The sequence below is a fragment of the Streptomyces spororaveus genome (assembly GCF_016755875.1).
Taxonomy (GTDB): Bacteria; Actinomycetota; Actinomycetes; order Streptomycetales; family Streptomycetaceae; genus Streptomyces; species Streptomyces spororaveus.
The window spans coordinates 2,962,582-2,980,672 of record NZ_BNED01000005.1 but is presented as its reverse complement, the minus strand read 5'-3'; the positions used below and the strand labels follow the sequence as shown (position 1 = coordinate 2,980,672).

Sequence of the window (18,091 nt, the reverse complement as noted above, 5' to 3'; positions counted from 1 at the left end):
CAGTCCCCGTGTCTGACCGGACGGGCGGGTGGCGGCAGCCGTCGCCCCCCGCCCGTCCGGGCTCCACAGAGTTCTCCGTACCACCGTTTCCAGGGAGCTGTTGTCCATGAACCCCCAGGCCCCGGTTTACGTTCGCGCAGAAGACGACGCCTGGCCCACCGTGGTGTACTACCACTTCCATGCCTGGAGCGGACGCCGTCCCTTCTGGGCCGGGTTGTTCACGCTCCTCGGCGGCTTCCCGATCGCATATTTCCCTTACGCGGACCTCCGGCTGGGCAACATCAGCCTCGCGATGGCCACCACGGGCGGCGCGGGCGCACTGATCATCGGTGTACTGCTGATCACGCTGGGGCTGGCGCTCTGGTTCCAGGCGACCATCCGCGTCTTCGCCGGCGTGGCCGCGATCCTGCTCGCCCTGGTCTCGATCCCGGTGTCCAACCTCGGCGGCTTCTTCGTCGGCTTCACCCTCTCCATGGTCGGCGGCGCGCTCGCCCTGGCCTGGGCGCCGGGGCAGCCGGTGGAGGAGGGCGAACAGCCGGCGGTCGAGCCGCAGCCGGGCGTGGTCGGCCTGAGCAAGGCGGACGCGACGGCGGACATGGGCACCCAGGACGTTCCGGGTCCCCGCGGTACGGAAACGGCACACGCGAGCGAGACGACTGCCCACGCCGATGGCGGGAGGAACAGTGCGGGGTGACGAGACGCAGCGGGGCGTGGCCCCAGGCGCAGAGTCCCGTGTAGTGAAGGGGCCGCGCCACGCGGCGCCCAGGAAGTCGCTGCTGAACAAGATCCAGATACCCGTCGGCAAGACGATGGCGCTCGCGGCGATGCCGACGGCCGTGTTCGTCGGGATGGGCATGGCGCCGAAGCTGGCCGTGGCCGACGACAAGGAGATCCCCTTCGCGCCCGGGCCGTGTGTGACGCGGTCCGACGAGCCCGCGGAGACCGAGTCGAAGTCTCCCTCGCCCACGCCGTCGAAGACGCCTTCGCCGAGTACGTCGCCCAGTGCGACGCCCTCTCCGTCGGCCTCTGCCCCGACGGCCGCGAAGGCGAAGCCGAGTACCTCTCCGTCGGCGGCCAAGCCCCCGGTGACGAACGAGGCGGCCCCGGCCGCCACGCCGACCCCGGACAAGCCCAAGGACGAGGACGAGGCGAAGTCCACGAACCCGCTGGACCCGCTGGGCGTGGGCGACGCGCTCAAGAACCTCGTCGACGAGCTCGGCAGGCCCCTCAAGGACGCGGCGGCGAAGGCGACCCCGACGCCCGCGCCCACCCCGTCCGGCGCCGCCACGACGGCACCTGCCCCCGACCCGGCCGCGGACGCGATCCGCGATGCCGCGAAGAAGGCCGGCGTCGACGTCAAGGAGCTGCCCGAGGAGGTCAAGAAGACCGAGAAGGACCCCAAGGACGAGACGGGCGGCGCCAAGGCCGAGGACGAAGCCAAGGACAAGGACAAGGCCGAGGACGAGGACAAGTCCAAGGCCGAGGACGAGGACAAGTCCAAGGCCGAGGACGAGGACAAGGCCAAGGACGAGGAGACGAAGGACCCGGACGGGAAGCAGCCCTTCCCGTGCCCGACCTACGACGCCAAGGCGCTGGCCGACGCCGAGCTGGAGCAGGGCGTCCCGCTCCTGCCGGACGAGCCCTGGTACCTCGACAGCTCCCTGCTGACCCTCTACGGCCTGGACTACCACGGCATCGTCGAGGTGAAGACGGCCGGCGGCAAGACCAAGAAGGTCCTGAAGTTCACCGCGGACTCGCTGGACATCAAGGACCTGTACCAGACGGTCGGCAAGTCGGGGAACGTCGCCCACCTGAAGTCGCGTCCGGGCTCCACGTCCAAGATCCGCGGCGGCACGGTGACGATGTACACCGAGAGCCTCAAGGGGAACCTGTTCGGTCTGATCCCGATCGAGTTCACCCCGAACAGCCCGCCGCCGCTGAACGTCCCGTTCGCGTTCTTCACGAACGTCAAGGTCGTCCAGGCCGGCCAGTTCGGCGGGACCCTGACGGTCCCGGGCCTGAAGAACTACATCGGGCCGCCGGAGTAGCGGTCCGAAGGCGGGAAGGCCCGCTCCCGGAAGGGAGCGGGCCTTTCGCGTGTGCGCGGTGTCAGGCGCGGGTGTCGCCGCCCAGGTGGTGGACCCGGACCATGTTGGTGGTGCCCGGGACGCCGGGGGGCGAGCCGGCCGTGATGACCATGGTGTCGCCCTGGTTGTAGCGGTTCAGCTTGAGCAGCTCGCCGTCCACCAGGTCGACCATCGCGTCCGTGGTGTCCACGTGCGGGACGATGTAGGAGTCGACGCCCCAGCTCAGCGTGAGCTGGTTGCGGGTGTTGACGTCCGTGGTGAAGGCCAGGATCGGCTGGCTCACGCGATAGCGCGACAGACGGCGGGCGGTGTCGCCGGACTGGGTGAAGGCGATGAGCGACTGGGCGTCGAGGAAGTCCGCGATCTCGCACGCCGCGCGGGCGACGGAGCCGCCCTGGGTACGGGGCTTCTTGCCCTGGACCAGCGGCTGGAGGCCCTTGGAGAGGAGCTCCTCCTCGGCCGCCGTGACGATCTTCGACATCGTCTTGACGGTCTCGATCGGGTAGGCGCCGACCGAGGACTCGGCCGACAGCATGACCGCGTCCGCGCCGTCGAGGATCGCGTTGGCGACGTCGGAGGCCTCCGCGCGCGTCGGGCGGGAGTTGGTGATCATCGACTCCATCATCTGGGTCGCGACGATCACCGGCTTGGCGTTGCGGCGGCACATCTCGATGAGCCGCTTCTGGACCATCGGGACCTTTTCGAGCGGGTACTCCACGGCCAGGTCGCCACGGGCCACCATGACCGCGTCGAAGGCGTCCACCACGGCCGCCATGTTCTCGACGGCCTGCGGCTTCTCCACCTTGGCGATGACGGGGACCCGGCGGCCCTCCTCGTCCATCACCTTGTGGACGTCCTTGACGTCGTTGGCGTCGCGGACGAAGGACAGGGCGACCATGTCGCAGCCCATCCGCAGGGCGAAGCGGAGGTCGTCGACGTCCTTCTCCGACAGCGCGGGGACGTTCACGGCGGCACCCGGCAGGTTGATGCCCTTGTGGTCCGAGATGACACCGCCCTCGATGACGATGGTCCTGACCCGGGGGCCCTCGACCTCGGTCACCCGGAGCTCGACGTTCCCGTCGTTGATCAGGATCTGGTCACCCTTGGCGACGTCGCCGGGGAGGCCCTTGTAGGTGGTGCCGCAGATGGACTTGTCACCCGGGACGTCCTCGGTGGTGATGGTGAACTCGTCACCGCGCACCAGCTCGACGGGACCCTCGGCGAAGGTCTCCAGACGGATCTTCGGGCCCTGGAGGTCGGCGAGGACGCCGACGGCGCGCCCGGTGTCTTCGGAGACCTGCCGGACGCGGTCGTACCGCTCCTGGTGTTCTGCCTGGGACCCGTGGCTGAAGTTGAATCGGGCCACGTTCATACCTGCCTCGATGAGCGCTTTCAGCTGCTCATACGAGTCGACGGCGGGGCCCAGCGTGCAGACAATTTTGGAACGGCGCATGACTGGATCCTATCGGTTTGTTTCGTAGCGGAATATTCCGTCTGGCGGAAAGTCCAAGTGACTAGTGGGTAACCAGCGCATACGCCTGGGTGGCGATCTCCAGTTCCTCATCCGTCGGGACCACCGCCACCGCCACCCGGGCATGCTCCGCCGAGACCAGCCGGGGCTCCGCGGAGCGCTCGGCGTTGGCCCGTGGATCCAGCTCCAGGCCCAGCGCGGCCAGGCCGTCGATCGCGGCCTCGCGGACCTGGTGGGCGTTCTCGCCGACCCCGGCCGTGAAGGTCACCGCGTCCACCCGCCCCAGCACCGCCGAGTAGGCCCCGATGTACTTCTTCAGCCGGTGGACGTACGCGGCGAAGGCGAGGCTCGCCGCCTCGTCGCCCTCGCCCGCCCGCCGCAGCACCTCGCGCATGTCGTTGTCGCCGCACATGCCCAGCAGACCGCTCTTCTTGTTCAGGAGCGAATCGATCTCATCCACCGAGAAGCCGCCCACCCGCGCCAGGTGGAAGACGACCGCCGGATCGACATCGCCCGAACGGGTTCCCATGACCAGCCCCTCCAGCGGGGTCAGGCCCATCGACGTCTCCACGCACACCCCGCCCCGCACGGCCGAGGCGGAGGCGCCGTTGCCGAGGTGCAGCACGATCACGTTCACGTCCTCCACCGCCCTGCCGAGCAGCCGGGCCGTCTCCCGCGAGACGTAGGCGTGGGAGGTGCCGTGGAAGCCGTACCGCCGGATGGAGTACGCGTCGGCCGTCGCGGCGTCGATCGCGTACCGCGCCACGTACTCCGGCATCGTCGCGTGGAAGGCCGTGTCGAAGACGGCGACCTGCGGGATGTCCGCGCGCAGCGTGCGCGCCACCTCGATGCCCGTCACGTTCGCCGGGTTGTGCAGCGGAGCCAGCGGGATCAGGCTCCGGATCTCCGCCAGCACCTCGTCGTCGATCACGGTCGGCCGGGTGAACCGCGTCCCGCCGTGCACCACCCGGTGCCCCACCGCCGCCAGTTCGGGCGAGTCCAGGCCCATCCCGTCCGCGGCGAGCTCCGCCGCCACGGCCTTCAGCGCCGCCCCGTGGTCCGTGATCGGGCCGAGCTGCTCCCGCCGTCCGGCGGCCGCGCCCGGACCCGCGAGCGGCTCGTGCACCAGCCGGGAGGTCTCCTCGCCGATGCGCTCCACCAGGCCGGCGGCGAGCCGGGACCGGTCCGCCATGTCGAGGAGCTGGTACTTGACCGACGAGGAGCCGGAGTTGAGGACGAGTACGCGCGATGCGGTCACGATGAGGTCTTTCCTTGTCGCGGGCGGTGGGGAGGAAGGGGCGGATCAGGCCGTCGGCGTGGGCGCGGGCGCGGACGACGGCGCGCCCTGCGCCTGGATCGCGGTGATGGCCACGGTGGTGACGATGTCCTGGACGAGCGCACCGCGCGAGAGGTCGTTGACCGGCTTGCGCAGACCCTGCAGGACCGGGCCGACCGCCACCGCGCCCGCCGAACGCTGCACCGCCTTGTACGTGTTGTTGCCGGTGTTGAGGTCGGGGAAGATCAGCACCGTGGCCCGGCCGGCCACCTCGGACCCGGGCAGCTTGGTCGCCGCGACCGAGGGCTCCACGGCCGCGTCGTACTGGATCGGCCCCTCGATCTGCAGGTCCGGGCGCTGCTCGCGGACCAGTTCCGTGGCCTTGCGGACCTTGTCGACGTCCGCGCCGCTGCCGGAGGTGCCGGTCGAGTACGAGAGCATCGCGATCCGCGGCTCGACGCCGAAGGCCGCCGCGGTGGCGGCCGACTGGACGGCGATGTCGGCGAGCTGCTCGGCGTTCGGGTCCGGGTTGACCGCGCAGTCGCCGTAGACGAGGACCCGGTCGGCCAGGCACATGAAGAAGACCGAGGAGACGATGGACGCCTCCGGCTTGGCCCTCCCGTCGCCCACCACCACCCTGTCTGACGCGCTTCGCGCGGCTGTGTTGGTCTTGATGATCTCGAAGGCCGGGCGGATGGTCGCGGCGGTGGAGTGCACCGAACCGGAGACCATGCCGTCGGCAAGGCCCCGCTGGACCATCAGGGTGCCGAAGTAGTTGACGTCGGTGACCACGTCGCCCGCCAGCTCGACGGTCATCCCCTTGTGGGCGCGGACCTGGGCGTAGTACTCGGAGAAACCTTCCCGCAGCGGGGAGGTCGCCGGGTCGATGAGCTGCGCGCCGGAGATGTCGACGCCGAGATCGGCGGCCTTCTTCAGGATCGCCTGCTCGTCGCCGAGCAGGGTCAGATCACAGACCCCCCGGCGCAGCACCACGTCCGCGGCCCGCAGCACCCGTTCCTCGGTGCCCTCGGGCAGAACGACGCGGCGGCGGTCCGAGCGGGCCCGCTCCAGCAGCTCGTGCTCGAACATCATCGGGGTGACGCGCTCCGAGCGGGCCACCGACAGCAGACCGCGCAGCTCGCCGGTGTCCACGTGCCGCTCGAACAGGCCGAGCGCGGTCTCCAGCTTGCGCGGGGTGGCCGAATTCAACCGGCTCTGCAGCGAGAAGAGTTCGGCGGCGGTCGGGAAGCTGTTGCCGGCCACCGACACCACGGGCGTGCCCGGCGCCAGCTTCGAGGCCAGCGTCAGGACCTCCTCGGTCGGGCGCTCGTTCAGGGTCAGCAGCACGCCCGCGATCGGCGGGGTTCCGGAGGTGTGCGCGGCCAGCGCCCCCACGAGCAGGTCGGAGCGGTCCCCGGGGGTGACGACCAGGCAGCCGGGGGTCAGGGCGTTCAGGAAGTTCGGCAGCATCGCGCCGCCGAAGACGAAGTCCAGGGCGTCGCGGGCCAGCCCGGCCTCGTCGCCGAGCAGTACCTCGCCGCCGAGCGCCCGGGTGATCTGGGCGACGGTCGGGGCGGAGAGCGACTTGTCGTCCGGCAGCACGTAGCAGGGCACGGGTAGCCGGGCGGCCAGCCGCTCGGCTATGACGTCGCGGTCCTCCGCGGCCACCCGGTTCACGACCATCGCGACGACGTGGCAGCCCAGGGTCTCGTAGGCGCGGTAGGCGTTGCGGGCCTCGGCGCGCACGGCCTCGGCCTGGTGCCTGGTGCCGCCCACGACGGGGACGACGACCGCGCCCAGCTCGTTGGCGAGGCGGGCGTTGAGCGCCAGCTCGTCGGGCAGGTTGGTCTCCGCGTAGTCCGTGCCGAGGACGAGCATGACCTCGTAGTCGCGGGCCACCCGGTGGTAGCGGTCGACCAGCCGGGACACCAGTTCGTCCGTGCCCTTCTCGGCCAGGATCGCCGAGGCCTCCTGGTAGGACATGCCGTAGGCCGCCGAGGCGTCCTGATCGATCCGGTAGCGGGCCTTGAGGAGGTCGAAGAGCCGGTCCGGCGCGTCGTGCAGCAGCGGACGGTAGACGCCGACCCGGCCCGTCTGCCGGGTCAGCAGCTCCATGATGCCCAGCTCGACGACCTGCCGGCCGTCCCCCCGCTCGATACCGGTCACGTACACGCTGCGCGTCACGCCCGCACTCCGTCCCATGCTGTGAATGTCATTTTGATCTGGCTCGACCCCTTGACAATACCCCTGTCAATGGGTAGGGCGCCCCCCGGGAAAAGGCCCGGCCGGGAGGGCCGGAAGCCCTCCGGGGCGGAGCCGCCGAACACGCGCGGCCCCCCGGGCCCGTGGAACAATCGGACAGGCTTCACCATTACGCCCTTCATATGTACGGCAGGAGACACAGCACGATGCGTATCGGAGTTCTCACCGCAGGCGGCGACTGTCCGGGCCTCAACGCTGTCATCCGGTCGGTCGTACACCGTGCCCTGGTCGGGCACGGAGATGAGGTCATCGGTTTCGAGGACGGCTTCAAGGGCCTCCTCGACGGCCACTTCCGCCCCCTCGACATCAATGCCGTCAGTGGCATCCTCGCCCGCGGGGGCACCATCCTCGGCTCGGCGCGCATGGAACGCGCCCGTCTCCACGAAGCGGCCGAGAACGCCCAGGAGCTGGCGACGCGCTACGGCATCGACGCCATCATCCCGATCGGCGGCGAAGGCACGCTGACCGCCTCCCGGATGCTGTCGGACGCCGGGATGCCGGTCGTCGGCGTACCGAAGACCATCGACAACGACATCTCCTCCACCGACCGCACCTTCGGCTTCGACACCGCCGTCATGGTCGCCACCGAGGCGATCGACCGCCTCAAGACCACCGCCGAATCGCACCAGCGCGTGATGGTCGTCGAGGTCATGGGCCGCCACGCGGGCTGGATCGCGCTGGAGTCCGGCATGGCCGGCGGCGCGCACGGGATCTGCCTGCCGGAACGCCCCTTCGAGGTGGACGCCTTGGTGAAAATGGTGGAGGAACGGTTCGCCCGGGGCAAGAAGTTCGCCGTGATCTGCGTCGCCGAGGGCGCGCACCCGGCCGAGGGCTCCATGCCGTACGAGAAGGGCGCGATCGACCAGTACGGTCACGAGCGCTTCGCCGGCATCGGCAACCGCCTCGCGATCGAACTGGAGCACCGCCTCGGCAAGGAGGCCCGCCCGGTCATCCTCGGCCACGTCCAGCGCGGCGGCACCCCCACCGCCTACGACCGGGTGCTCGCGACCCGCTTCGGCTGGCACGCCGTCGAAGCCGTCCACCGCGGCGAATTCGGCAAGATGACCGCCCTGCGCGGAACGGACATCGTGATGGCCCCGCTCGCCGAGGCGGTCACCGAGCTGAAGACCGTCCCCGAGGAGCGCATGTACGAGGCCGAATCGGTCTTCTGATCCCGGCCCGGGGCCGCGCCCGGTGTCGTCGGCCTACGCCGTGCCGCCCGCGAGCTGCCAGAACCGGTCCACGATCTCGGCGAGGAACTCCCGGCCCGCGTCCCCGCTGCCCGCCTCGCCCTGGCCCCCGCCCCAGCTGAGCGTCGCCACCATCCGCGACTGGTAGTCGCCGTGCAGCTGTTCCAGCACCACCTCCAGATGGTGCTTGGGGATCGGCAGCAGCTTGCCCAGCGGCTTCACATACGCCTGCCAGCGCGTGGTCACCGCACTGCGCAGCAGGTCGGCCAGCTCCTCGTGCTTGCCGGTCGCCGTCACGAACTGGGCCAGCGTCAGCCCCAGCACCGTGGCCAGGGCGGCGGACTGCCGTTCGTTGCCCTTCCAGCGCCCGGTGTCCTCCATCTTCTGGTACGAGCCCGTGTCCAGGCCGATCCGCCGGGCCAGCTCGTCGGCCGCGAGCCCGCGGGCCACCCGGTGCTCCCGCAGGGTGACCGCTTCGGCGAGCAGCTCGCCGGGCGCACACCACAGGACGCCCGCGAGCGCCGTGAGCTCGGCGGAGGATGGTGATATCTCGCCACGCTCCCAGGCCATCACGGTCTCGGGCGCGACGACGAGTCCGTACTGGGCGCGCAGGCCGTAGGCGACATGTCCGGGAGCCATGCCCAGGGCCGCGCGCAGGCGACGCGCGGCGGGGGCATTGAAAGGTGGGCTGGAGTGCACACCGCACACCGTAGAAGTGGCCAGGCTGCGGCGCCTACAGACCAAACAAACAAGCCCATACCTCGTAGGAACGTCCTATGAAGTTAAGGGCTTTCGTCGGGTTCCTGGGCGACTGTCCGGTAATCGGTGAGCCCGAAGATCCTTTCCTTGGGTACGGTTCCAGCCAACGCGCGTCGACGCAAGACCCCTCACACTTTTCGCACTATGTGAACCGGCCGGCCCATTCCTGCGTGATTGCTTCCGGGCCCTCGCCCACGGGGGTGGCGAGGGTCCTCCCTTTTCCCTTTCCGGCCCTTGCCTTGACGTCGGCGTCAAGGAATACGGTCGTCCCATGCGCATCGGCGAACTGGCGGAGCGGGCCGGGACCAGCACCCGGACACTCAGGTACTACGAGTCGCGCGGGCTGCTCCCCGCACGGCGGGCCGGCAACGGCTACCGGACCTACGACGAGGACGACCTGCGGCTGCTGCGTCAGATCCGGGTGCTCCAGGACTTCGGCTTCGAGCTGGAGGAGACCCGGCCCTTCGTGGACTGCCTGCGGGCCGGCCACCCGGCCGGGGACTCCTGCCCGGCCTCGCTCGCCGTCTACCGGCGCAAGCTCGCCGAGCTGGACGGCCTGATCGGCCAGCTGGCCGATGTGCGCGAGCAGCTCGGCCGGCAGTTGGCCGACGCGGAACGGGCGGCCGGCGAAGCGGCCGTACCGAAGTGCGAGATGACCGGATGACCGGACGGACGAGAGGGACGCTGGCATGAAGGCTCACGGTGTGGCGCAGGTGACCGACGCCGATTTCGAGGCCGAGGTGCTCGGGGAGCGGGGACGGCCGGTCCTCGTGGAGTTCACGGCGGACTGGTGCGGCCCCTGCCGCCAGCTCGCCCCCGTACTCTCCTCGATCGCCGCCGAGGAGGCCGACCGGCTCAAGGTCGTGCAGATCGACGCGGACAGCAACCCCGGGGCCGTCACCCGGTACGGGGTGCTGTCCATGCCGACCCTGCTCGTCTTCCGTGACGGCGAGCCCGTCCAGCAGATGGTCGGGGCCCGGGCCAAGCGCAGGCTGCTCCAGGAACTGGAGGAGCAGCTGGCCACGGCCTGAGCCCCGGCGCCGATCCCCGGCGCCGGGCCCCGGCGGTTCAGCCCTGCGGCCGGAACCAGACCGTCGCGAGCGGTGGGAGCGTCATGCGCAGGCTCGCCGGGCGGCCCTGCGCCGGCACGGGCTCCGGCCGCATCGGCTGCGTGTGGTGGATGCCGCTGCCGCCGTAGACCTCCAGATCGGTGTTGAGCACCTCCTGCCACAGCGGCACCTCCTCGGGCACCCCGATCCGGTAGCCGTGCCGGACCACGGGCGAGAAGTTCGACACCGCCAGCAGCTGCGAGCCGTCCTGCGCGTACCGCAGGAAGGCGAAGACGTTGTCGTCCGCGGCGTCCGCCTCCACCCAGGCGAAGCCCTCCGGCACGGTGTCCCGCTCCCACAGGGCGGGCGCCGCCGCGTAGGTGCGGTTCAGGTCGCGCACGAGGTCCCGTACCCCGCGGTGGTCACCGGCCGCCGCGTAGGAGGAGTCCAGCAGCCACCAGTCCGGCCCGTACACCTCCGACCACTCCGACCCCTGGGCGAACTCCTGCCCCATGAAGAGCAGTTGCTTGCCCGGGTGGGCCCACATGAAGCCCAGGTACGCCCGGTGCGCGGCCCGCCGCTGCCACCAGTCGTCCCCGGGCATGCGCGACACCAGCGACCCCTTGCCGTGCACCACCTCGTCGTGCGAGATGGGCAGCACGTAGTTCTCGCTGAAGGCGTAGATCATCCCGAAGGTCATGTCGTGGTGGTGGTACTTGCGGTGCACCGGCTCCTTCGACATGTAGCGCAGGGTGTCGTGCATCCAGCCCATGTTCCACTTCAGACCGAAGCCGAGCCCGCCCGAGTCCGTCGGCCTTGTCACGCCCGTCCACGCCGTGGACTCCTCCGCGATGGTCACCACCCCGGGGCAGCGCCGGTACACGGTCGCGTTCATCTCCTGGAGGAAGGACACCGCGTCCAGGTTCTCCCGCCCGCCGTGCTCGTTGGGCGACCACTCGCCCTCCTTGCGCGAGTAGTCGAGGTAGAGCATCGAGGCCACCGCGTCCACGCGCAGGCCGTCCACGTGGAACTCCTCGCACCAGTACACGGCGTTGGCGACGAGGAAGTTGCGGACCTCCTTGCGGCCGTAGTCGAACTCCAGCGTCCCCCAGTCCGGGTGCGCGGCCCGCCGCGGGTCGTGGTGCTCGTACAGCGGCCGCCCGTCGAACTCCGCGAGGGCCCAGTCGTCGCGCGGGAAATGCGCGGGCACCCAGTCGACGATCACCCCGATCCCGGCCCGGTGGAGCGAGTCCACGAGGAAGCGGAAGTCGTCCGGGGTGCCCATCCGCGAGGTCGGCGCGTAGAAACCGGTGACCTGGTAGCCCCACGAGCCGCCGAAGGGGTGCTCGGCGACCGGCATCAGCTCCACGTGCGTGAAACCGAGCTCCTTGACGTAGGCGGGGAGCTGCTCGGCGAGCTGCCGGTAGGAGAGCCCGGGCCGCCAGGACGCCAGGTGCAGCTCGTACACCGAGAAGGGGGCCTGGTGCGGGGGCCGGGCGCCGCGCCCGGCCATCCACGCCGCGTCCTGCCACTCGTACCGGGAGGCGGTGACCACCGAGGCGTTCGCCGGCGGGACCTCCGCCGAGCGGGCCATCGGGTCGGCGCGCAGGGTGTGGCTGCCGTCCGGGCGGGTGATGTCGTACTTGTAGAGCGTGCCCGTGCCCACCCCGGGCAGGAACAGCTCCCACACGCCCGTCGAGCCGAGCGAGCGCATCGGGTAGGCGACGGAGTCCCAGTAGGAGAAGTCCCCGCTGACCCGGACCCCCTGGGCGTTCGGCGCCCAGACCGTGAAGCGGGTCCCGGCCACGCCCTGGTGCTCCATCGGCTGGGCGCCGAGAGCCTTCCACAGCTGCTCGTGGCGGCCCTCGCCGATCAGGTGCAGGTCCAGCTCGCCGAGGGCGGGCAGGAACCGGTACGGGTCGTGGACCTCGATCTCGTCGCTGTCGTAGGTGACCAGCAGCCGGTACTCCGGCACGTCGGCCAGCGGCAGCAGCCCCGAGAACAGCCCGTCGCCGTCGTCGTGGAGCTCGGCCCGCAGCCCCTTCGCGACGACGGTGACCGCCTTGGCGTGGGGGCGCAGCACCCGGAAGGCCACCCCGCCCCGCTGGGTACGGGCCCCCAGCACCGCGTGCGGGTCGTGGTGGCGGCCCTCCAGCAGCCGGGCCCGTTCGCCCGCGCCGAGCGCGGGCGCCTGCCGGACGCCGTGCGCGGGGGCGGAGCGGCGGGCCCGGGGCGTCCGGGCCTTCTTCGCCGCCGCCGGGGCGGGTGCCGGGGCGGGGGCGGGTGCGGCTTCGTCGCGGACGGTCGGTGACGGCTGTCGTGCGGCGCTCACGCGAGCGGCCTCCTCGGGGGCTTCGGATGGGGGTGGGGGGAGATGGAGCCGGGGGTGGACGGGGTCGGCGGCACGCGGTGCGCGGGCCGTACGGGTTCCGAGAGCCGCCGGATCGCGGCCATCGGGACGTGCAGCCAGTCGGGACGGTGCCGGGACTCGTAACGGGCCTCGTACACCGCCTTGTCGGTCTCGTACGCGCGCAGCAGTACGGGGTCCTCGCGGGGGTCCCGGCCGGTGGTGCGGGCGTAGCCCTCGCAGAACGCGGCCCGGCAGTCGTCCGCCCAGGCGGGGGCGAACGGCCGGTGCGAGCGGGCGGCGTAGTCGAAGGAGCGCAGTATCCCGGCGATGTCGCGCACCGCCGGTTCGGGGCGGCGCCGGTCGGCCAGCGGCCGGGCCGGCTCGCCCTCGAAGTCGATCAACGACCAGCTGCCGTCGAGGGTGCGCAGGGTCTGACCCAGATGGAGGTCCCCGTGGATCCGCTGGGCGGGCACCCCCGCCCCCCGGGAGGCGGCCAGTGCGTCGAAGGCACCCCGCAGCCCCGCCTCGTAGGGCCGCAGCGCCGCCACCTCCCGGGCGGTGGCGGCCAGCCGGGCCGTCATCCCCGCCGCGAGCCGGGCCGTCTGCTCCGGGCCGAGCGCGACCGTGGGCAGCGCCGCGGCCAGCGCGCTGTGCACCTCGGCGGTCGCCCGGCCGAGCGCGTGCGCCTCGGCGGTGAAGTCGGCCCCGGCGCCGAGCCGGCGCAGCGCGAGCTGCCAGCCGTCGTCGGAGCCGCGCAGGTACGGCTGGAGCACGCCCAGGGTCAGCGGTTCGCTGCCGGGCGGCTCGGCCTCGTACCAGGCGACGGGGGCCGGGACCCGCGTGCAGCCGGCGGCGGCCAGCGCCCTGGGCAGTTCCAGGTCCGGGTTGACCCCGGGGCCGACCCGGCGGAAGACCTTCAGGATGAACGAATCTCCGTAGATGAGGGAGGAGTTCGTCTGCTCCCCGGACAGCGGCCGGGGGGTGAGCCCCGCCGGGATCGGCGTGGCCGGGTCCCGGTCGAAGCGCAGCGGGCCGAGGGCCCCCGGCGAGCGCAGCCGTTCCAGCAGCATGGCCGCGAGCCGGGGGTCGCCGAGCGCCTCGTAGACCGCCCGGCCCGCGTACGGGCCGTCCTCGGCATGGCCGATCAGGGTGGGCGCGAGGGCGGGCGGCAGGGACGGGCGGATGCCCAGCAGCAGTTGGTAGCAGTCCCCGTCGACGTCGAGGAGCAGGTGCAGCAGTCCGGGAGTGGATCCCGGCGGCAGCAGCTCGGCCGCCGAGACGGTCCTGAGCCTGCTGATGGTGCGGCCCTTGCCCGCGAACCAGCGCTGTGCGGGCAGCCAGGTCCTCAGCATCGGCTCCAGTGGAGCGATCCCTGCGGCCCGGTCGGCCGTCAGCCGACTCCGGGCGGATGCAGCCTCCGACATGGCGTCGCGTCCTTTCCCCGGGCCGTCACAGAATGCGCAGAGTGTCCCGGATGCGCGGCAGTTGCTTATCCGGCATGTGCGAGTGTCGGGTCAGGATGGTCCGTACAGGGGCGGGCGATTGACCCATTCGAGCTGCCCGCCCCGTCCTCGGCCCGCTATTCCGCGCGTTTGTCGACGCGCTGTTCGGTCCGCAGCCGGAACCAGTAGAAGCCGTGGCCCGCCAGGGTCAGCAGGTACGGCCACTCGCCGATCGGCGGGAAGCGCACATCACCCGTGAGCTCCACCGGGACCCGCCCGTTGAACGACCGCAGATCGAGCTCGGTGGGCTGCGCGAAGCGCGAGAAGTTGTGCACGCACAGCACCAGGTCGTCCCCGTACTCGCGCAGGAACGCGAGCACCGCCGGGTTCGACGACGGCAGTTCGGTGTACGAGCCGAGTCCGAAGGCCGGGTTCGCCTTGCGGACCTCGATCAGCCGACGGGTCCAGTGCAGCAGCGAGGAGGGCGAGGACATCGCGGCCTCGACGTTGGTGACCCGGTACCCGTAGACGGGATCCATGATGACCGGCAGGTTCAGCCTGCCCGGATCGCACGAGGAGAAACCGGCGTTGCGGTCCGGGGTCCACTGCATCGGCGTGCGGACGCCGTCGCGGTCGCCCAGCCAGATGTTGTCGCCCATGCCGATCTCGTCGCCGTAGTAGAGCACCGGCGAACCGGGCAGCGACAGCAGCAGGGCCGTGAACAGCTCCATCTGCTTGCGGTCGTTGTCCAGGAGCGGCGCGAGCCGGCGCCGGATGCCGATGTTGGCCCGCATGCGCGGGTCCTTGGCGTACTCGGCGTACATGTAGTCACGCTCTTCGTCCGTGACCATTTCGAGGGTGAGCTCGTCGTGGTTGCGCAGGAAGATGCCCCACTGGCAGCGGTCCGGGATCGCCGGGGTCTTGGCCAGGATTTCGGAGACGGGGTAGCGGGACTCTCTTCGGACGGCCATGAAGATGCGCGGCATGACGGGGAAGTGGAAGGCCATGTGGCATTCGTCCCCGCCCTTCTCGTAGTCGCCGAAGTAGTCGACGACGTCCTCGGGCCACTGGTTGGCCTCGGCGAGCAGCACGGTGTCCGGGTAGTGCGCGTCGATCTCGGCCCGGACCCGCTTGAGGAGCTGGTGGGTGCGGGGGAGGTTCTCGCAGTTGGTGCCCTCCTCGGCGTAGAGGTAGGGCACGGCGTCGAGGCGGAAGCCGTCGATGCCGAGGTCGAGCCAGAAGCGCAGCGCGGAGACGATCTCCTCCACCACGGCCGGGTTCTCGTAGTTGAGGTCCGGCTGGTGGGAGAAGAATCTGTGCCAGTAGTACTGCTTGCGTACGGGGTCGTACGTCCAGTTCGAGGTCTCGGTGTCGACGAAGATGATGCGGGCGTCCTGGTACTGCTTGTCGTTGTCGGCCCACATGTAGTAGTCGCCGTACGGGCCGTCCGGGTCCTTGCGCGACTGCTGGAACCACTCGTGCTGATCGCTCGTGTGGTTCATGACGAAGTCGATGATCACCCGCATGCCGCGGGTGTGCGCGGCGTCCACGAACTCCACGAAGTCGGCGAGGTCGCCGAACTCGGGGAGTACGGAGGTGTAGTCGGCGACGTCGTAACCCCCGTCGCGCAGGGGTGAGGCGAAGAACGGCGGCAGCCAGAGGCAGTCGACACCGAGCCACTGGAGGTAGTCCAGCTTGGCGGTGAGCCCCTTGAGGTCCCCGACGCCGTCGCCGTTGCTGTCGTGGAAGGAGCGGACGAGGACCTCGTAGAAGACCGCCCGCTTGAACCAGTCGGGATCGCGGTCCTTGGCGGGGGTGTCCTCGAAGGTGTCGTGGACGGGATCGTTGATCATCATGTGGTGGGTGACCCTCCGGTGGGCGGGGACGGTCGCAGAGCGGCAAGTACGTGCGCGGGCGTGCGGCCCGGTTCCAGGCGCACGTAGTTCGCCCTGCCCCAGTGATAGGTCTCGCCGGTGAGCTCGTCGCGCACCGCGAGGGACCCGTGCCAGTCGAGGCCGAGTACCGGCATGTCCAACGACACCGTCGCCTCCTGGGTGTGGTGCGGATCGAGGTTGACGACCACCAGTACGGAATTGGCTCCGGCGTGCTTCGAATAGGCGATCACCTGTTCGTTGTCGGTCGAGTGGAAGTGGATGTCGCGCAGCTGCTGGAGCGCGGGGTTGCGGCGGCGCAGCCGGTTGAGCGAGGTGATCAGCGGGGCGATGGTGCGGCCCTCGCGGTCGGCGGCGGCCCAGTCGCGCGGCCGGAGCTCGTACTTCTCGGAGTTCAGGTACTCCTCGCTGCCCTCGCGCACCGGAGTGTTCTCGCAGAGCTCGTAGCCCGCGTAGACCCCCCAGGCGGGGGAGAGGGTGGCGGCGAGGACGGCCCGGACCTCGAAGGCGGGCCGGCCGCCGTGCTGCAGGTACTCGTGCAGGATGTCCGGGGTGTTGACGAAGAAGTTCGGCCGCATGACCGAGGCGGAGGGGGTGTCGGCCAGCTCGGTCAGGTACTCGGTCAGCTCCGCCTTGGTGTTGCGCCAGGTGAAGTACGTGTACGACTGCTGGAAGCCGACGGCGGCCAGCGCCCGCATCATCGCGGGCCGGGTGAAGGCCTCGGCCAGGAAGATCACGTCCGGGTCGGACTTGTTGATGTCCGCGATCACCTTCTGCCAGAAGACGACCGGCTTGGTGTGCGGATTGTCGACCCGGAAGATGCGGACCCCATGGTCCATCCAGTGCCGCAGGATCCGGCAGGTCTCCTCGACGATGCCGGCCATGTCGGTGTCGAAGTGGATCGGGTAGATGTCCTGGTACTTCTTCGGCGGGTTCTCGGCGTACGCGATCGTCCCGTCGGCCCGGTGGCGGAACCACTGCGGGTTCTTCTCCACCCAGGGGTGGTCCGGGGAGCACTGGAGGGCGAAGTCCAGCGCGATCTCCATGCCCAGCTCGCGGGCGCGCCCGACGAAGGCATCGAAGTCCTCGATGGTGCCGAGCTCCGGGTGGACCGCATCGTGCCCGCCCTCGGTGGAGCCGATGGCCCACGGCACACCCGGGTCCCAACTTCCAGCAGAAAGAGTGTTGTTCGGACCCTTGCGGTAGGTGGACCCGATCGGGTGGATCGGCGGCAGGTAGACCACGTCGAAACCCATCGCCGCGATCGCCGGCAGCCGCTCGGCGGCGGTCCGGAAGGTCCCGCTGACCGGGGCCTCTCCGGGCTCCAGCACCGCTCCCTCGGAGCGCGGGAACATCTCGTACCAGGAGCCGAAGAGGGCCCGCCTGCGCTCCACCAGGAGCGGCAGGGGCTTGGAGGCGGTGACCAGCTCCCGGTACGGGCGCCGGGCGAACGCGGCGTCCACGGCCGGGTCGAGGGCGGCCTCGTACCGCTCGGAGGCGGGCAGGTCCTCGTCGCGCATGGTCGCGGCGGCGCCCAGGACGGCTTCCCGCCCGTCGCGCTTGGGGATCCGGGCCCCGGCCCGCTCGTAGAGCTCCGCGCCCTCCAGCAGCATGAGACCGGTGTCGATCCCGGCGGGAATCTTGATCGCGGCATGGGCCCGCCAGGTGGCCACCGGATCGCTCCAGGCCTCGACGGTGTACGTCCACCTCCCCTCGGCCTCGACGGAGACCCTGGCCCCCCACCGGTCGGTGCCGGGGGCGAGTTCGCGCAGCGGCACGGGGGCCCGCAGCCGCCCGCCCGGATCACGCAGGACGAGGTGGGCGGCGACGGCGTCGTGTCCTTCGCGGAACACGGTGGCGGAGATCTCGAAGACCTCGTCCACGACCGCCTTTGCGGGTCTGGCGCCGCAGTCGACGGCGGGGCGGACGTCCAGCACGGGAATGCGACCGATCATGATGGGATCACCTGGGGGCAGTTCGCAGGGCTCGGTGACAACAGGCCAGCCGGAATCACGGCTGGTAGTGCACGCTCTGTTCGCTCTGTTTCTAGCCGCTCAGTCGACGGCTGCGCTGCGGGCATGGCCGCTCCTGTCCGCGTTCACTCGGGTGGCGGGGAGAGGGTTTGTGGGCGGGTGCGCCGTGCGTGTACGACGTGTACCCGGGGAGCCCTTCCCACTCTCACCCCGCCCAATCCGCGCGCTCGGTTAACTACTCGTACGTAGTGGCACGCGCGATTCCAAGCGCCGGGTCGACATCCGCCGGGGCTCCGTCAAGTCGGCCGGGAATAGGTGACGTAGGGGGCCGACGCGGTGT

Annotated in this window: 13 protein-coding genes; 5 read left to right on the top strand and 8 right to left on the bottom strand. The window is 70.7% G+C overall.

Translation table 11 applies throughout. The features are described from left to right. Positions 1-106 precede the first annotated feature (106 nt). The gene (locus Sspor_RS15440) at positions 107-694 is read left to right on the top strand and encodes a DUF6114 domain-containing protein (protein ID WP_202199666.1); all 588 of its coding nucleotides are present in this window, start codon (positions 107-109) and stop codon (positions 692-694) included. Continuing rightward, positions 684-2,048, top strand: a complete 1,365-nt coding sequence (locus tag Sspor_RS15435; protein WP_202199665.1) for a hypothetical protein — start codon at positions 684-686, stop codon at positions 2,046-2,048. The genes Sspor_RS15440 and Sspor_RS15435 overlap by 11 nt, the downstream gene beginning before the upstream one ends. A 61-nt stretch (positions 2,049-2,109) precedes the next feature. Here the strand turns inward: Sspor_RS15435 and pyk are convergent, their stop codons facing one another. The 3 genes from pyk to pta all read right to left on the bottom strand — a co-directional run bounded on the left by pyk (position 2,110) and on the right by pta (position 7,018). Next, a complete protein-coding gene (gene pyk / locus Sspor_RS15430; protein ID WP_202199664.1) occupies positions 2,110-3,540 on the bottom strand; it encodes a pyruvate kinase in 1,431 nt (476 codons plus the stop codon). Positions 3,541-3,601: 61 nt separating this feature from the next. Next, positions 3,602-4,816, bottom strand: a complete 1,215-nt coding sequence (locus tag Sspor_RS15425) for an acetate kinase (RefSeq protein WP_202199663.1) — start codon at positions 4,814-4,816, stop codon at positions 3,602-3,604. 45 nt (positions 4,817-4,861) lie between these two features. Further along, the gene (gene pta / locus Sspor_RS15420; RefSeq protein ID WP_202199662.1) at positions 4,862-7,018 is read right to left on the bottom strand and encodes a phosphate acetyltransferase; all 2,157 of its coding nucleotides are present in this window, start codon (positions 7,016-7,018) and stop codon (positions 4,862-4,864) included. Positions 7,019-7,242: 224 nt separating this feature from the next. Between pta and Sspor_RS15415 the strand changes: the two genes are divergently transcribed. Next, complete coding sequence (locus Sspor_RS15415) at positions 7,243-8,268, top strand: ATP-dependent 6-phosphofructokinase (protein ID WP_202199661.1); 1,026 nt, start codon at positions 7,243-7,245, stop codon at positions 8,266-8,268. 33 nt (positions 8,269-8,301) lie between these two features. On the opposite strand, the gene Sspor_RS15410 is transcribed toward Sspor_RS15415, so the two are convergent. Beyond that, positions 8,302-8,985, bottom strand: coding sequence for a helix-turn-helix domain-containing protein (locus Sspor_RS15410; protein ID WP_202199660.1), 684 nt, complete (start codon positions 8,983-8,985; stop codon positions 8,302-8,304). Positions 8,986-9,316: 331 nt separating this feature from the next. Here Sspor_RS15410 and Sspor_RS15405 point away from each other — a divergent pair, with 331 nt between their 5' ends. Continuing rightward, the gene (locus tag Sspor_RS15405; RefSeq protein WP_202199659.1) at positions 9,317-9,709 is read left to right on the top strand and encodes a MerR family transcriptional regulator; all 393 of its coding nucleotides are present in this window, start codon (positions 9,317-9,319) and stop codon (positions 9,707-9,709) included. A gap of 25 nt (positions 9,710-9,734) precedes the next feature. After that, on the top strand, positions 9,735-10,076 hold the full coding sequence (locus Sspor_RS15400; RefSeq protein ID WP_272934836.1) for a thioredoxin family protein: 342 nt from the start codon (positions 9,735-9,737) through the stop codon (positions 10,074-10,076). Positions 10,077-10,113: 37 nt separating this feature from the next. On the opposite strand, the gene glgB is transcribed toward Sspor_RS15400, so the two are convergent. The 4 genes from glgB to Sspor_RS15380 form a co-directional block, all read right to left on the bottom strand. Further along, positions 10,114-12,426: a 1,4-alpha-glucan branching enzyme gene (gene glgB / locus Sspor_RS15395; RefSeq protein WP_202199658.1), complete on the bottom strand. Its 2,313-nt coding sequence runs from the start codon at positions 12,424-12,426 to the stop codon at positions 10,114-10,116. Further along, positions 12,423-13,868, bottom strand: coding sequence for a maltokinase N-terminal cap-like domain-containing protein (locus tag Sspor_RS15390; RefSeq protein WP_202199657.1), 1,446 nt, complete (start codon positions 13,866-13,868; stop codon positions 12,423-12,425). Before Sspor_RS15390 ends, glgB begins: the two co-directional genes overlap by 4 nt. Positions 13,869-14,023: 155 nt before the next feature. Then, a complete protein-coding gene (gene treS, locus Sspor_RS15385) occupies positions 14,024-15,742 on the bottom strand; it encodes a maltose alpha-D-glucosyltransferase (RefSeq protein ID WP_202199656.1) in 1,719 nt (572 codons plus the stop codon). Then, the gene (locus tag Sspor_RS15380; protein WP_202199655.1) at positions 15,739-17,733 is read right to left on the bottom strand and encodes an alpha-1,4-glucan--maltose-1-phosphate maltosyltransferase; all 1,995 of its coding nucleotides are present in this window, start codon (positions 17,731-17,733) and stop codon (positions 15,739-15,741) included. Before Sspor_RS15380 ends, treS begins: the two co-directional genes overlap by 4 nt. Positions 17,734-18,091: the final 358 nt, after the last annotated feature.

What these genes read in the sequence shown, in the direction of transcription:
- Sspor_RS15440 (WP_202199666.1), top strand. Translation starts at nt 107, where the DNA reads ATGAACCCCCAGGCCCCGGTTTACGTTCGCGCAGAAGACGACGCCTGG.
- pyk (WP_202199664.1), bottom strand. Translation starts at nt 3,540, where the DNA reads ATGCGCCGTTCCAAAATTGTCTGCACGCTGGGCCCCGCCGTCGACTCG.
- Sspor_RS15415 (WP_202199661.1), top strand. Translation starts at nt 7,243, where the DNA reads ATGCGTATCGGAGTTCTCACCGCAGGCGGCGACTGTCCGGGCCTCAAC.
- Sspor_RS15405 (WP_202199659.1), top strand. Translation starts at nt 9,317, where the DNA reads ATGCGCATCGGCGAACTGGCGGAGCGGGCCGGGACCAGCACCCGGACA.
- Sspor_RS15400 (WP_272934836.1), top strand. Translation starts at nt 9,735, where the DNA reads ATGAAGGCTCACGGTGTGGCGCAGGTGACCGACGCCGATTTCGAGGCC.
- Sspor_RS15390 (WP_202199657.1), bottom strand. Translation starts at nt 13,868, where the DNA reads ATGTCGGAGGCTGCATCCGCCCGGAGTCGGCTGACGGCCGACCGGGCC.
- treS (WP_202199656.1), bottom strand. Translation starts at nt 15,742, where the DNA reads ATGATGATCAACGATCCCGTCCACGACACCTTCGAGGACACCCCCGCC.
- Sspor_RS15380 (WP_202199655.1), bottom strand. Translation starts at nt 17,733, where the DNA reads ATGATCGGTCGCATTCCCGTGCTGGACGTCCGCCCCGCCGTCGACTGC.